This window comes from Pseudomonas sp. S37 (assembly GCF_016658545.1).
GTDB lineage: Bacteria > Pseudomonadota > Gammaproteobacteria > Pseudomonadales > Pseudomonadaceae > Aquipseudomonas.
Genome location: NZ_JACVZC010000001.1, coordinates 152,497 through 167,801, shown reverse-complemented (window position 1 = coordinate 167,801; position 15,305 = coordinate 152,497). Strand labels below are relative to the sequence as shown.

Here is a 15,305-nt window from a genome sequence, read left to right as displayed (position 1 = left end):
CTATCTCAACCTTCCTTGGAAAGCCCGCTGCGAACGCCAAGCAGGCTGGGCTTCCCTCCCTCATGCTAGTTATGCAGGCACACCTCAACGATCTTCTGGAAGATCGAGGTCTTGGCCGCTTCACGAAGCCTCACGATGTCGTAGGTGAAACTTGAGAAGAACAGCTCGCCCAGGGGATGGTTCAGGACAGGAATGCGGACACCGGCCTCATCGGTGATGACGACGTTGTAGACCAAGCTCTGCTTTGCGATGGTTCCGTTGGTGGCCTGGTTGGACGCGACGAAGAACCACGCACCTTCCTGACCATTGTCCTGGATGAACACGCTGTGGCGCTGATTTTGTTTGGTGGGCGTGAGGTAGTAAGGCAGCGAAGCCACTTCAGCGCGAACCTGACGGGATGGGGAGGTACCGTCGTCTTGCCGCTCCTGATTATCGAACAGTGCGTTGCCAATGATGCAGGGTACTCGCAGCGTGTTGTAGGCGTTCAACCAGGTGTTGGTGTCCTTATCACGGATCAGGAATGCGCCATTCCAGAGGACATCGAAGGCCTTGGCGCCCTCTTTCCCAAACACCGCTCCAAGCTGCTTGAACTCATAGTTGAATTCGCCTTTGCACGTGTCATCGAAACGGCGGGATCGTTCGATCTTGATATGCTCGCCGTTGACCGATACGTCCAACACCTGGATGTAGACGTTCTCGCTCCAATCCCTCCGGCAGCTTATCAACTGCAAGGCATGCGCACGCAAAACCGCGCCGGTGATGGTCACGGCCTTGTCTCGGAAGATCGATTCTTTGAGGGCCAGCTCCTGCAGGCATTTCTCGATAGCGGATACAGAAGGCGCTTTTTTGAGCGCTACATCGAAGCCTTGGCAGATGGTATCGACGGATGCCGTGAAGCGATGGAGCTTCACTGAGGTGTAGTAATCGAACTGGGCTTCCGGACTACGCTGGCTGTCATTGAGTGCTTGCCAGAAGCTGTTGTACGACTCCGAGCCATCAGCCTTGGTTTTGGAAATGCTCGACCCGTTTTTGCTTTTACCCGGGGTTCTGACCTTTTCACTGACGACGAGGTAGTTCGTGCTTCCTACATCAAGCTTCGTTGGCAATGGCAGCCCTTCCCCCCTCAACACCTTGCTCGCACCGAATTTCTCCGCCAGGGTGTCAATGGTGTTTTCCCAGGCTTCATTGCCCGCGGAGTCCTTCGCCGTATCAAGCAGCAAAAGCGGATTCGACATGGTCGGCAACCCTTCCAGGAATGCCCTGACCTGGTGGGTGGCCTCATAAACGATAGGACTGAACTGCACGCCTGCACGCTTGAGAATTCGCTCGATGCGGTTGAGGCAATCCGTTTGGTGGTAGTTGATGCTGTTGTAATACAGGTCGAGTGGCTTCGCCTTCGGGCTGTTCGTGGCAAACGCCATGTACTTGCGATCACTGTTGGTAGTCGCATTGAGAGCCTGTACACGCTGGTATCGCTTGCCACTCCAATCAAACATCAGCATGCCGGAGTCGGTGACCGGCCTACTCACCGCCTCCGCGGACGCCGCACACTCCATGACGGCACGCTTGAGCGAGATCACAAGCTCCTGCTCCTTGGAGAAAAACAGGTCGTACTCCAGGGCTTCGAACACATCGTTGCCGTTCTTTTTGACAGGCCGGCTGAACACAAGCCCGAGGTAAAGATTGGCGTTGAACTCGACAGGAGCAATCTCGTAATGCTGGTGAACATCCTTCAGGTACGAGAGCTTGAGCTTTAGATCCAGCAGCGCCTGGATCACATAGCAGGGATTGAGTGAGTGCTCGGTTATCACTTGGCGGACATGGCCAGGCGCTGGAGCATGAGTGCTCAGGTACAGAAAGCCAAACACCCCTTTTCTGCCACTGAATTTGCTGTAATGCACCTTGGTGGAAGCAGGCACACCCAGCGCTTTTCGGATGAAATCTTTGATGGTGGCGTCGACGCGCGGGTAGTACGCCTCGGGTTCCTCACCGTACGCCCTGGTGACCTCAACCACTGCTGCATGAATGTGACCATGCCCTTCTTCAGGGGCAGACACACGATCAATGATGTCATTGAGATCGCCTGGCAGCTTCAGCATGTTCGTACGAGCCTTGGCTACAGCTCCAGAATCCAGCAGGTTGATTGTCATTGCGCGTTCCTTAGCAGTTGTACCAATGTGGGGTTGATCATCAGTCGGTCATCGACTTTATGGGTGGTGCTCGCATCCGACAGCGGCACATACCGTGTGATGATCTTGAAGGCATTGAGGAAGTGGATCGACGATCCGTGAGTAAACTCACGCTCAGCATTGAGCGCGTTGTCGTCCGGCTGCGTGTTGACGTACAGGAAACGAGGGATAAGGTTCAGACCAGCACATAATTCGTGCATGTCGGAGCGCTTGGTTTCGGCACGGCGAAGTGTTTTTAGAGAAAGCTCTTCACTGTCCAGGCCTCCCGACCACCGTTTCACGTCGATGCAGATGATGGTGTCATCAACGCGAATAAAGATGTCGTAGCTCTCGTAGACCGCGGGGCCCAAGAGCTCGACGAGCTCATCGAGGCTCAGCGGTTTGATCCCGAGCGCAGTGAGCACGCTGGAGAAGATGAACTCTCCCACGTTGCCCTTTAGCAGAGGTATGAGCGCAGGGTTAGGCAAGTGGACGTCGATGCCCTCGCTGGCCATGCTACAGGCCAGGTTGACAATGCCGGTTCCTGGATCCCGGTCATCGCCATCGTTGCGTATGTAATCAGGAACAAGCCACTTCCCGGGCTGGTATACAGCCTGCCCATGCAGCAGGTCGCTCAGGTGGTGGAAACTGTCGGGCGTCGTGCAGGTGGTGACATGATCCGTCACCGTCCGCGGCAAGTAGAACGCGCTGATGATTTCTTGATAGTAGGCCGAAGCTTTTACAAGCGGTGAGGCCAGCAGCTTGCGTACGTAGCTGTCTGGCGCTGTGATGCTCTCTGGTGACCTGAGCATCTCGTTAAACCTCATCGCATCGCGATTACCCTCCCGAGCACTTCTGAGGATCTTGCTTCGGAAGGCGCCTTTGAAGAAATTGTCGATATCCACGGCATCGGCAGCAACCTTGGAGGTGAACTGATCACGCTCCTCTTCCGTGGCAAAGCATCGGCTCTCGGCCTGCTGTAGACAGAACTGCATAAGCCTGTGGTTTAGCAGTGAGAGGCTGTTGATCAAGAGGTCATTGCCTTCTCGCCGAAGCCGGCTGTAACGCACCACCAAATCGTCAATGACGTCGCTGGGCAGGAAGATTTCGGTGCGCAGGTGCGTGTCACGCCGCTCTACCCGTCCCACTGCCTGAATAATGGCTTTGAGCACTGCAAGGTCATGCTCCAGATTCAGGATGCGCCGATTTTTAGGCTGCATGAGGTTCGAGTCGAACTGCGACAAACGAACCGCCTCGCTCTCACCGGAGGAAATGTGCTTGAGCAATAGGATGTGGTTCTTAACGGTATTGAGGCCTGTGTCCTTCTCACGTATCGCACTGTAGAAAGGCGTGTTCACCAACACCAAGCGATCAAAATCGTGATGGAAACCATCCGCAGCTCGCTCGACGAACAGGTTTAAACCTGTGCCGGCGCTGCCGTAGGAAGAGATCAGGCAGATACGGGTGTCGGCCTCCACCTTGAGGTAGTCGTCAATGTTGACGTCCTTGGCTAGCTGGGCGCTGAACAGGATGACCCGTATCTTGGTTCTACCCTCGAACGGTTTCAGCGTGAAGATCTTGTCTTGGTACTCACGTTGCAGGCCTTTGATACGGCCCTCGACGCTTTGCGCAAAGAGATCTTTAAACAGCTGTGCGAAGCGATTATTGAGCGAGAGGACAAACGTATTCCTACCGTCCCAGGCCGCCATCAGCATTGCCTCAATCTGCCGCCGGTAGGCCGAGATCCGGTACTTGTTATCTCGGAAGCCAGGTGGCAGCAGTGACTTCGACCAGAAGCTGTAAGCACTTTTGAAGACTGGGTCGGCACGCAAACCGCTGATGTCATCAGCAGAGGTCTTGTAAAACGGTTTGACCTCCATCGTCCTTGCTTTGGCCCGAGCTGCCCGGAGATCGGCCATGGCATCTATGTCGGTGCCGGAGCGCGTGACGACACGAACATCCAGGTTAGCCGTTCGCTCTTCACCGTATCGAGCCAGCATTCTTCTTGAGAAATTGCCAGAGTAGGAGTTCTTGAAGCCTGTGGTTGCGCTCAGGCACATCGCGCTGTTTTGCGTGGCGTGCAAGATACGTAGCAGCTTGACCTCTGGTAGCTCTAGGATCAGATCCAGGTGGAAATCAACGAACACCCGATTCTTCACAGCGTCCCCGCCGAAGGGGATTTCCTCCACCTTGATCAGCGAAAAGACGATTTTCGGGGCAAAAAAAGTGAAGAAGGCATCCACGAAGATTTCAGCATCTTTGGCACGGTCGAACACCGAGGCGACATAGGATTGATGCTGCCGGGAGGTTTTGATGAACTCCAACAGAGGCGCGTTCTGACTGGCCTCTTGACCCAGCTCCAAGAGCTGCTTGAGGGGGCTTTTCTGAGGCACCTTGGAGCATGCGTAGAGCGCGCACAGCATGACCTGCAAGAAGTCGTGCAAGGTAGGATCTTTAGTGGGGCCACCGTCATCGAAATAGAGGCGAATCTCGCTGTTGCCGCACACAGATCGCATCCTGATCCGCTTGAGCGCCTCCTCGTTATAGAAGCGTCTCGGCGTGAGGCTGAAGATGTTGCGTGACAGCGAAAGGATCTGCTCGACATCGCGATTGTTGATCGTGATATGACCAACGTTGCCGGAGCACATCGTCAGGATGGCATCGAGAGGGACACTGGTCTGGCAATCCTCATTGTAATGCCGACGCAGATCATTCATCAGCTCAGTTGTTTCGTTGAACGCGATAGGTTGCTCGTCATCTGGGCCGTACTCCTCCGAGACCATCTGCATCAGGCGGTGCAGGCCTGCAATGACGTGGGGTGGTTTCACCCTCTCGTTAACCAGCTTTTTCTTGCTCTCTTCGAAGATCCTGTCGTAACTGTCGTGCTCCTCATCGACGACGAGGTTGAAGGTAATTCCGTGAGCCTTGAAAAAATTTGCCTCATCCGAGATGAAGAAGTCGTCTCTTAGGTAAGCGATTTGCTCGTCGTGGGACAAACTGCAGGCCGCGCCTATCGGCGCGATGCTGTCTTCTTCAGCATTTGTGGGTGATCGCTTTGCACCCAGGATGGCGTCAAAGCTCAGCTTCTTGATGTTTGGCTCTTTCTTCTTGTCGATGTAGGCAATGAAAGCGCGCTTCAGGAATCGAGCGGTGGTGGCGACGAAGATGGTTGGCCCAACCTTGGCTCGCTCAAAGGGCAGAACATGATCGACCACTGCAATTTTCGCGACGTCTCGATCGGTGCGAGCATCCTTGAATAGGTCTTGAACGCTCACGAATTTAGAGCCGACCTTTTCCCTGATCACGGCTTTAGCCAGATCCTGTAATGCGAAGAGTAAGCGTATTTTCGAAGCTTCGATTCGACGTTGCAGCTCAACGTCACGAAGATGATCCGCCACGCCCAAACTCAGGTATCGCATGTACTCAGCATCAGTGGACTTCACTCCACTGAGCGCACTGCTCAGTTCGCTGATTACCTCGCGGTAGTACTCAGTGCTCAGGGCCTTGATCCAGCCATTGTAGAGGTCTTCATTCCGTACCTGGGTCACCCAACCGACGAAATTGAGGTCAGATAAATCTCTTTCGGCCAAGAAGCTCAGGATGCTCACGCCACGAGCTGCGGCTTTCTCCTGAGTGACTAGGGAGACGTCGATCTGAGCCTTGTGTGGCGTGATGAAGAACAGGTTTCGATGGCCACCACTGTCGTTGCGCACCGCAGAATGCTCGACGAATTGATCGAACACGTTGTAGGACTTGCCAAAGCCAGTGCCATCGTTAGCAAAGCTTACTGACGGATTGGATTTGGCATTGCCATTGAAGAACGGCGCCAGGCGGGCCCGATGCGAATTGATCTCTTGGCTAAGTCCTGCACTGATGCGACCGCTGCTTTCATCCATGGATAGTCTCAATGCCCTGTTGATGATGGCAATTTAATGCATACCAACAACCGAGGGTGCTGGCAATATTTATGTAATGCAAGCGTCCAGGTGGCGCAGGCAGCCGAGGAATTTTCACCTTCGTGGCTATCCGCGTCGCAACGCTAATCCCTGAAAATGAGTCAAGCAAAAGCCAGAAGGGTACATTTGTACTCTTTCCCTAATGCACAATACCTAATCCCGGGCAGGTGGCACGTCGCTGGACAGGTACTCAGCCCAAGGCGCGCCGGTCGATGGTAAGAAGAAAAGACCGTCTGGTTTCCACTGCCGGCGTAATGACGAGTGAAGGCAGAAACTGAAGGCGCATACAAAGGCCAAGCCGAATGATTGGCAAGCAGCCCGGCCAGCATTCTCACATGGACATTTTGCGCTCAAAACGGAACATCACCTCATCCAACCATTGCCGGTAAGCCGCTGGTGTGGCGGGGATCAGCAGACTCCGCTCTTCCAGATTTACGGTTGAACGGAACGGTGTCGAAATGCTGTTGGCCGGGACTGCTGGCGGCTCCGCAAATAGCTTGTAGCCGACGCCATAAAGGCCAATCTGGAACCACCCTCCTTTCCCTTCACTCAACAAGCTGAACGCAGCCTCTGCGCCTTGCCTGACCCTCGAAGGTGAGAGGTAGTAGGAGTCCATGATGTTCCGCGAGCTCGTGGTGTTGGCGAGGGATAGACTTAACCAGCTGAGCCCACTCTCATGGTGCCGCCACTTCGCTTCTGCGGTATCGATCCCAGTCTGGTCAGCAGAGTCAAAATCCTTGTATCCGCCCTTGATAGAACCCAGCACGGCCTGACAAAGCTTGAGGAAAAACGCCTCATGTTGAGTATGTGCGGTGCGCAGTGTGCCCGCTGTCTCTGGTTGCGGAAAGAAGGCCACCTCTATCCGAGCTTCCTGGTCATAACCGCCCCAGCGCCCATTGCCGTTGCGCTGCTGAAGACGTTGCATGAACTCCTGCTCAGAGATGGCCTGACGGGTTACGGAAAGCTGGTTAAGGCCTTGGATGATGCCGTCGTACAGTGCAGACTGATCGGTGAAAGTCACTCGGAACAGGCCATCAACGTAGTCCGATACCTCCCAAGAAAATGCCTTCTGGCGCTCGTCCATTGCCACGTTCTCAAGGAAGGCCAGGATTTTTTTGCCGGAAGCCTTTGCTCGCCGGAATTCCTGCTGCGTGACCGACTCCCCAGTCTCGGTCTCATAGCCGAAGTTGGCACCCAGGATAAGAACCACGACATCTGCTTGGTCGACCTCGGTCATGCACGCATGCTGTGAGGAGTGTGGCCGCGCACCAAAGTCCTCGCACATCATAGGTGTGTGGCCCAGGAGCATAACTGCCTTCCTGGCCGCGGCACGATAAGGCTCAAATCCACTGACAACGGAGCTAACAAATATCTTCATCGCAATCTCCAGAGACGCCAATCAATTCCTTAACTCCAGCGCTCAGTCACAGCCGCACTGCTTAACCTCGGACGGCAGGAGCGGCGCCCCTGCTGCAAAGAATCCTCTGCCTTAGCAGCTTCTGTTATCAAGCACTGCAGTCAACGCTCAAAGCTCGACATCGCACACCCGATTTAGCGACCTCGCTTGCCACCACCTTTTCGACGCTGCGCGCTCGCCTGTGCTCGCCGCTCAGCCCGATTGCCAGGCCCCACCTTCACCTGGCCAAACCCCATGATCGACTTGGGCTCAGGAAACTCCTGGGCCAGATACTCAGTTTCCGTCATGGCGGAATCTTTCATGATGCCAAGTTCATCGCAATCCTTGCGGGCAGCGGCCAGCTCTTCAGTTGTCGGTGGGCCCAGGAAATCCAGGTAGACAACATCCTGTGAAGTGACATCTGTTGTCACAGGGTCGATCGCAATTCCAATCACTTCCCTCGCATCAGGATGCTTCAGCCTTACACCGCGGCAGTAGGCGGTAAGCACCTGCGCCCGGTTCTCTCTATAAACCTGATAGTCCACCGACGGTCTACGCCCCATCACTGTGAAGGCGTAATACCGATTCGGTACCGAGAGACTTTGGGCTCGGCGGGTAAACTGCTCACCAGGAACGACTGGGCGACGCACGACGCCGTCAAATGCATCTACCAACATGCGCCGACCGAAGCGGGTTTCACTCGCCATTGCCCTGACAAGCTCTTCTTGCTGATCCACGCTGTTCTCACCCCCCAACACAGAAACGGACTGGGCAGACCTGATGAACTTCGACTGATGCTCGATGATGTGATCCCACTGATAGCTCCGTCTATTAGCAGCGTCACGCGCGGCGCGCTTCGAGCTCACATTGAAGGTCTTCCATCCACCCTCCGGCACGGTGATCATGCTGGAGCCGGCAGCGATGTGCGGCAGAATATGCCGGCCATCGACGACGGTCGTCTGGTAGAGCGCAATCAGCTCTTCCTCGCCCGGCACGATGATGTATTTAGCGCTGTTGAAGAAACGCTCCTTTTCCGAAAAGTACTCGACCAAGTCAGCGACAGTGTCGAGTTCGCCCAACAACACATCCAAGGTCAACTCATCGAGCACGTGAACGAAACGATCTCTTCCGGCGGGCCAGCCAATGGCGAAGGGCGTCTTCAGATGTCCTGCTTTTCCTTCAAGCTCTGTGTTGATCATCAAGCTGGTGCTGCTTTCGCCCTTCCAACGCGCAACGGCAGCGTCATACGAGCCTCGGGTGACGGCTATGCGATGAATGACCGCCTCTTTCATGTCCGGCAAACGGAAAGGAAACGGCACGCTGCACTGCTTGTCCAGGTAGAGCCGATCGGGATGTTCGCGGATGAATTTTTCAGCACCCAACAATTGGCTTACCGATTTATCAACAGCGCGTTTGTACCAGCGCCCCCAAGCCACCAAAGGATCAGCGTGAGCGGTGTACGCACACTCCTTGTCCGAGAAAATCAATATGTGGCTTCCAAACACCACGAGCAGGTCGCAGAGCTCTTTGCCATCCCCTGATTCCGAGGTTTTGCCTTCGTCGGTGTGAACATTGCCATAGCACCACAAGCTCAAGAACGCACGGTGCGCAAGCTGGCTCAAGTAACGTTCAGAGGCGGTCTTGGGCTCAACCTCAATCGCAGCTTCCCACGGTGTTTTCCCCGGCATATCGGCTTTCCTGGCTTCTCAAAGGGCATATGGCATGGCGCAACACCTCTCGGTCTGGAACGGAGGCTAAGCGAAGTGACCAGAGCAAGCGTAACCAGAAACGCTGAGCAAGCGAAGCCTATCCACACGAAATATTTTTGGTGTAAAATCGCGCTCATCGAAACCAGAGGTCTCAACCGATGACCCCAAAACCTGCTCTCTCCATTCCCGAACTGATCATGGCCAACGTTCCGCGCGACCTGCTGATGGGTATCGAGGACGCACTGGATGCCGGCGCCATGCGCGCTTTCACAGCAACGAAAGACCTGGTCACAGGGCATCGCAAAAATGCTTTGGGCCAGATGCGTCATTTCCACATGAACGAAGTGTTCAATGAGGCGCTGTTGGCTGCGGGTGCGGAAATGGTTCCGCTGAAGGGGAATGGTGTTGTGGTGGGCCAATCTGGCATCTTCAAACTGTGCCGCCTGAACATCTCGGAAACCGCCTGGAATAACAGCAGCCGCAGCGTCACCCGTCGCCGTCTCGCTGAAGACAACCAGGCGATTGCTCACCTGCTGCAGCCCTCGTTGTTCGGCCCAGTCGAGATCGAAAGCGGTACCCTGTTCATCGTTGCTTGTTTCAGTGGCTCGCTGAGCCACCACCCCGAGAAACCGTTGAAAATCTATATCGCCGTACCTGACGACACCCTGGAGGACTGGCTCTTCCGCGAGCCGCTCGAAACGTTCCTCTCTCGGTACGAACAAGCGCCGAAGCAAGTAGACCGTGCCCAGCCCAAGCTCAAGACGAAGGTGCTCGACACGGGGCGGCAAACTGCATCATGAGCCGCGGAATTATCGACTTTCAGCCCGGGCGCCTGATACAGGCGCTCGCGGCTCGAGCATTAACTCAAGTCCAACTGGCTGCTGAGGTCGGTGTCTCCACCGCTACGATCAGCAAATGGAAGAATGGCCTGCAGGCGCCAGAAGTAGAGGCACTCACAAACCTGTCTCAAGCCGTCGGGGTGAGCCCCGAGTGGTTCACTCGACCGCTGCCAGAAAAATGCTCACTGCCCCTGTTTCGCAGCAACGCATCAGCTCACGCTGCTGCGCGATCAATGCTGGAAGCTCGGCTGGAATGGGCCCAAGACGTTGTTCTGTCCCTGGGTGAGTTCGTCGACTTCCCTGAGGTAAATCTGCCTACCCGCTCCTTCACCGATCCCGAGCAAATTACCAGCTCGGATATCGAAGACGCGGCCTCCGAATGCCGTGACCTCTGGAGCCTTGGCCGCCGTGCAATTCCTGACCTGGCACTTGCAGTCGAAGGTGCCGGCGTGATTGTCGTGCGCGAAGAGACGGGAGTGGCGACCATTGAAGGCCTCTCCGCTTGGAGCCATGCACTGGGCCGCCCATTTGTGCTGCTCTCCTCTGACAAAGGGAATGGATTCCGCAGTCGCTTCGACTTGGCGCATGAACTTGGCCATTTGATTCTGCACAAGGGGATTGCGCGCTCAACAGATCCTGATCGCTACAAGCTGATGGAGGATCAAGCTCACCGGTTCGCCGGAGCATTTTTGCTCCCCGCAGAGACGTTCGCTTCGGATGTGAAAACTCCTGTGACGCTCGACAGCCTTCTGCTGTTGAAACAGCGCTGGGGAGTGTCGGTTGCAGCCATGGTGATGAGGTTGTGGGCACTCAAGGTCATTGATGATGATGCCAAGTCCCTTTTGTTCAAGCGTCGCTCTGCACGTTGGGGTGTCAAGGCAGAGCCGGGAGACGATGGCCGAGCACCTGAGCAGGTTCGTCTACTTAAACGTACCATCGAGCTGCTGGCGTCGTCTGGCGTTCTCCCCCTGGAGTCCGTTTCGGGGTACGTAGGTTTGGCAGCCGGAGACATCGAAAAACTGACTGGGCTGCCTCAGAACTACCTCACCAACAAGGCACCAGTGATACATCTTGCCAAGCTAAAGAGTTCCGTCAATCGACCCGCCACTCAGGCACAGGAAGGCGGCGTGGTGCTGCCCTTCAACAGAGACCGTTAAACATAACTGCGCGACGGAGCACTACCGTCGCGCCACTCTTTCTCCCAGGGCTCTTGCATGCTCATCCAACTAGATCTGAATACCAACGATTGTGAAGCCTTGCTCAGGCATTGCCAAAGCTTTCGCCCAGAGTCTGGAGATGCCAGAGAAGACCGTCGCTTGGCTGATGCGCTGGAGGAGTTGGCAGAGCAGGTTCAGCAGTATTTGGATTCCCCCGGCCACAGCTAAAGGCCGCATCTAGAGACGACCTTCAGGTGGCCCTTACGCATGACGAAATGAAGGCTGCGCAGTAGCCAATCAAGCGAGATCTCCAGCTCAGGGATGCGTTTTCCAAAGCCCCGTATATCCCAGAAACTCAGCGTGTGCCGTACGACTTGATTTCCAGTACCCGAGACCAGCAAGGTTCTCTCGATGGCTCGCTGTCGTCACCACCAGCCGCCTCTCGGCGCGCGATACCCCAACGAAGAACGTGCATCGCACCTCTTGCGGATCGTTGCCAAAGTAGGCTTGATTTTCGACCCCAAGCAACACCACTGTATCAAACTCCAGGCCTTTGCTCTTGTGCACTGTCAATATCCGAATCGATTGATCATCAGAGAGCTGTGCCAAGGCCTTCAAAAGGTCAGGCTCTTTCTTCAAGGCTTCGTCGATGTACTCCTTCACCTCCAAGACGAGCTCTCTGAGGCGCCCTGGCGTTTCATAATCGTGCGAGAGCCCCACGAGCAAGGGCGTGCCTACCATCAGGAAGAACTCTTTCAGAAGCGTCCATCGCTGGTCGTACGTGTTGCCGACCAAATCTTCTGAGGCGGATTTTCGTGCCTCCTTGATGAACCTGCCCCAATTGGTTTTGAAGCTCCCCGCGACATCATCCTCGGGTGGGACAATGCGGCGCATGAGGCGCGTCCACGCCTGAGGCTCTCGTGAACCATAAATGCACAGCAGGTAGTCGACCACGACTAATGCGATAGGCTCGGTTGACAGGTCTTGCATGCGGCTTTCATTTCGATAGCTGATGCCCCACTTCTCGAGTGCCGCGGCCAACCTCACGGTGTAAGCTTCGGGCTGGATACGCACCAGAACTGCGATTCTGGCCGGAGCAATACCTTCAACGTTGATCCACTCGCTGATCTTCGCGGCCAAATCCTCAGCTTCATCTTCGCAGTCTGCGTAATGCAGAAGATGCACCTCTCCCCCGTCCCCTTCCAGGAGTTCAGCAGGCATCTCAGAAACGGGGTCGAGTACTTTCACGATCTCGTTTTGCAACCGCAGCAACTGCGGCTGTGAACGAAAATTCCGGTAGATGTTGAGGCGCAACGCGTCGAAATCACCCGCGAACGTGCCAAAGATTCCCTCCAGAGCACCTGCCCATCCCATGATCTTCTGCTTCGCATCACCGACCGCAGTCACACGCCGCCCGGATCCCAAGAAAATCTTGCTGACCAACGCGTACTGCTCTTCGGTGCAATCCTGAAACTCGTCGAGGAACACGTCGCTGTAAGTCTGTCGGATTGCATTGGCAGCTTGAGGATAGGCCTCCAGAATTTTGATGGCGAGCGGGATGAGCAGCTTAAACTCGGTTTGCTCCGGGTGCGCCTTACCGCTCCCAACGACCTTGAAACCAGAATCCAGAGCATTGGCGCCAGTGAGTACCGGTCGGAATCGATCAATAATTTTCTTCGCAAAACCATGGAACGTGTAGCTATCGAAACGCCCTGCATACGCTGAGCCGCACCGACGCCATACGCGCTCCTTCAGGTTGTTACTGGCGTCGATCTTGAATGCAATGGCCAAAATCCGTTTGGGGTAACGACAGGCGCCTGTTGTAAGGAGGTAATCAGCTCGCTGAGCCAGCAGCTCCGACTTTCCTGCCCCAGGCCCCGCCGTCAATGCCACGCAACGCTGCTGCTCGCGCACAGCAATTTCAGCATTAGGCTCAAGCACGATGCCTTCTGATGGACTCCAATCCTCGGGCTTGATCATTCGTGAAGTTCCTTCACTCGCTCAATCACCCGGTCAGCCAGCCGTCCAAGCGATGCCGGCATTTTCTTGATGAGCTCTTCGTTGTCGAGGCTCGCTAGGGCCTGGATGTGCGACTTCGGCTTGCTGTCGAGTTTGAACAGCTTGTGATAGGCGCCGAAATAACTGCGTTGAAGCACGCTGTACTGGGTCTTATCGAAAAAGCTGTCGCCCAGCACTGATTTGACCGTACCTACGTTGGGTGCAGTCAGGTCAGCAGTCTCAACGCCAAAGGCTTTGGGAAATGCGCACAACATGGCGAAATCCAAGTCCATCGGCGCAGAAAAGAAGATGTCCAGATCCTCCAATACACCGATGTAACTCGTGCTTTTGGGGTCTTTCTCGACCTTGAGAATCTTGTTTGTGGCATCGTTCCATTTCGGCAGACCTTTGATCTCGGCCATGGACAGGAATTGATCATCCCGGCGGTGTTCCAGAAGCTGCTTAGCCACATATTTGATACGCCCCCACCCACCTCCGAAACGTGCGACATCGAGATCAACGAGCGTCACATAGGGGATATCCAGACCACTCAAAAGGCGCCAGAAATGGTTTACGTGCCGACCGCCAAGAGGCGCGATGCAGACGGCGGCCTCGTCCACAAGAAGACCTTTGGCAGCAAGCAGCCTCGGCAGTACGATTTCCTCACTGTCGCCCTCGCCAAGAATAACCAGCCTGGCAAAGTACACCTCGGGGAATGCCTGAACAGCTTCGCGCACATACTTGTATTGCTCGCCGTCCTTTTCTCTCGGCATCTTAATGGTCGTAACCACTGTACGACGGGACTCATCAAGCCTCAGGTAACGGATATTCTCGGGCTCTACGCGTCGCAGCATCGAGGGTGCATGCGTTGCAATCAGCGCTTGAGCGTCCGGGGACTCTTCATCCTCCACCAATACTTTGAGCGCCGATACGATTCGCCCTAGGTAGTGAGGCGATAGGCTGTTCTCTGGCTCCTCCAGCGCAACGATGGTGAATACGGCAGGCCTTAATTTATCAACGTCGAATGAGTCATCATCGCCCTTGAGCACGGCCCTGCCGACAGCCTGGGAAGACAGCACCAGCGTCAGGTAAAGCATCGACTTCTGACCGTCACTCAACCTGGAAAAGTCGACCTGCTGCTCGCCATGGCCAGGGGTAAAAGATACCGACAAATGCCGCAGCAGGGATTCGATTTCGCTAGCGACGAACGTCAGACTCGGGTCTTTAAAAAAATGCCCTTTGTGCAAATGTCCCCACGCCTTAGCGATTCCCTCCCCCAGATTGCTGACCGACCGATTGTTGCGAAGGCTTTTTGAAATATTTTCAGAAAGCTTGCTGATCTCTTCCCGTTGATCCGTCCAGTTGACCGCTCGCAGCAGGCGTCCCAATAGTGCATTCGCACCGTATGTGATGTGTTCGGCGGGGTCTCGCCGCGCCGGCAGATAATGCACTTGAATCTGGTTGCGCTCGTCGCGTGGTACCGGGGCTGTAATGATGGGAGTGCCATCTTCTTCTGCTTCTGAGACATAACGCAGGGTCTGCTCGATCTCATCATCAAGGCCAAGCGTCGCGTCCAGGCGATACCGCACACGGGGAACACCACCAATGTCATCCAGGCGCATGTGACCAAAATTGCAGGGGATGGTGGGATGCTCTTGGGTCTGATCAGCGATCTCTGGGAAATGAAAATCAGCCTCGATCCACAGCTTGCGCTCCTTCGGCACCTCCTCTTCATCATGAGGAACGAAGAAGTCAGATCTACGCAGACGACGCTGATTGGGGTCAAACGCAAACAGGCGGCACAAGGCCTGCAATGTCGCTGTCTTGCCAGATCCATTAGGGCCGATGAAAAAAGTCAGCTTTTCGAAATCGATGATAACCGGCTCGCCGCCAAACGACTGAAAACCACAGACGCGCATTTTTTTGAGTAACAACGCTCGATTCCTTTCTGGCTTACCAATAGCGGCGGCCCGGGCAGTCCGGCACGCTCAGTGACATTGCAACTGGCCAATCCTAGCCCAGCTAATGAATCAGTGGTAGCCATATAGTGGCGCACCAGCTGATAGCTGGAGGCATAGCAAT

Annotated in this window: 8 protein-coding genes; 2 read left to right on the top strand and 6 right to left on the bottom strand. The window is 55.2% G+C overall.

Translation table 11 applies throughout. The annotated features are described in order from the left end of the window. Nucleotides 1-65: 65 nt before the first annotated feature. The 4 genes from IAE39_RS00675 to IAE39_RS00660 all read right to left on the bottom strand — a co-directional run bounded on the left by IAE39_RS00675 (nucleotide 66) and on the right by IAE39_RS00660 (nucleotide 9,208). On the bottom strand, nucleotides 66-2,150 hold the full coding sequence (locus IAE39_RS00675) for a hypothetical protein (protein WP_201198433.1): 2,085 nt from the start codon (nucleotides 2,148-2,150) through the stop codon (nucleotides 66-68). Continuing rightward, nucleotides 2,147-6,064 (bottom strand): hypothetical protein, encoded by a 3,918-nt coding sequence (locus IAE39_RS00670; protein WP_201198432.1) that lies wholly within the window; start codon nucleotides 6,062-6,064, stop codon nucleotides 2,147-2,149. The genes IAE39_RS00675 and IAE39_RS00670 overlap by 4 nt, the downstream gene beginning before the upstream one ends. 391 nt (nucleotides 6,065-6,455) lie before the next feature. Beyond that, nucleotides 6,456-7,502 (bottom strand): DUF4062 domain-containing protein, encoded by a 1,047-nt coding sequence (locus IAE39_RS00665; RefSeq protein ID WP_201198431.1) that lies wholly within the window; start codon nucleotides 7,500-7,502, stop codon nucleotides 6,456-6,458. 173 nt (nucleotides 7,503-7,675) lie between these two features. Further along, the gene (locus IAE39_RS00660) at nucleotides 7,676-9,208 is read right to left on the bottom strand and encodes a hypothetical protein (protein WP_201198430.1); all 1,533 of its coding nucleotides are present in this window, start codon (nucleotides 9,206-9,208) and stop codon (nucleotides 7,676-7,678) included. A gap of 179 nt (nucleotides 9,209-9,387) precedes the next feature. Between IAE39_RS00660 and IAE39_RS00655 the strand changes: the two genes are divergently transcribed. Together IAE39_RS00655 and IAE39_RS00650 are read left to right on the top strand one after the other, a co-directional pair. After that, nucleotides 9,388-10,029, top strand: a complete 642-nt coding sequence (locus tag IAE39_RS00655; protein ID WP_201198428.1) for a hypothetical protein — start codon at nucleotides 9,388-9,390, stop codon at nucleotides 10,027-10,029. Beyond that, the gene (locus IAE39_RS00650) at nucleotides 10,026-11,225 is read left to right on the top strand and encodes an XRE family transcriptional regulator (protein ID WP_201198426.1); all 1,200 of its coding nucleotides are present in this window, start codon (nucleotides 10,026-10,028) and stop codon (nucleotides 11,223-11,225) included. Before IAE39_RS00655 ends, IAE39_RS00650 begins: the two co-directional genes overlap by 4 nt. Nucleotides 11,226-11,540: 315 nt before the next feature. Here the strand turns inward: IAE39_RS00650 and IAE39_RS00645 are convergent, their stop codons facing one another. Both IAE39_RS00645 and IAE39_RS00640 read right to left on the bottom strand, forming a co-directional pair. Further along, the gene (locus IAE39_RS00645; protein WP_201198424.1) at nucleotides 11,541-13,205 is read right to left on the bottom strand and encodes a UvrD-helicase domain-containing protein; all 1,665 of its coding nucleotides are present in this window, start codon (nucleotides 13,203-13,205) and stop codon (nucleotides 11,541-11,543) included. Further along, entirely contained in the window at nucleotides 13,202-15,157 is a 1,956-nt protein-coding gene (locus IAE39_RS00640) for an ATP-dependent nuclease (protein ID WP_201198422.1), read from the bottom strand. Before IAE39_RS00640 ends, IAE39_RS00645 begins: the two co-directional genes overlap by 4 nt. Between the last annotated feature and the right edge of the window lie 148 nt (nucleotides 15,158-15,305).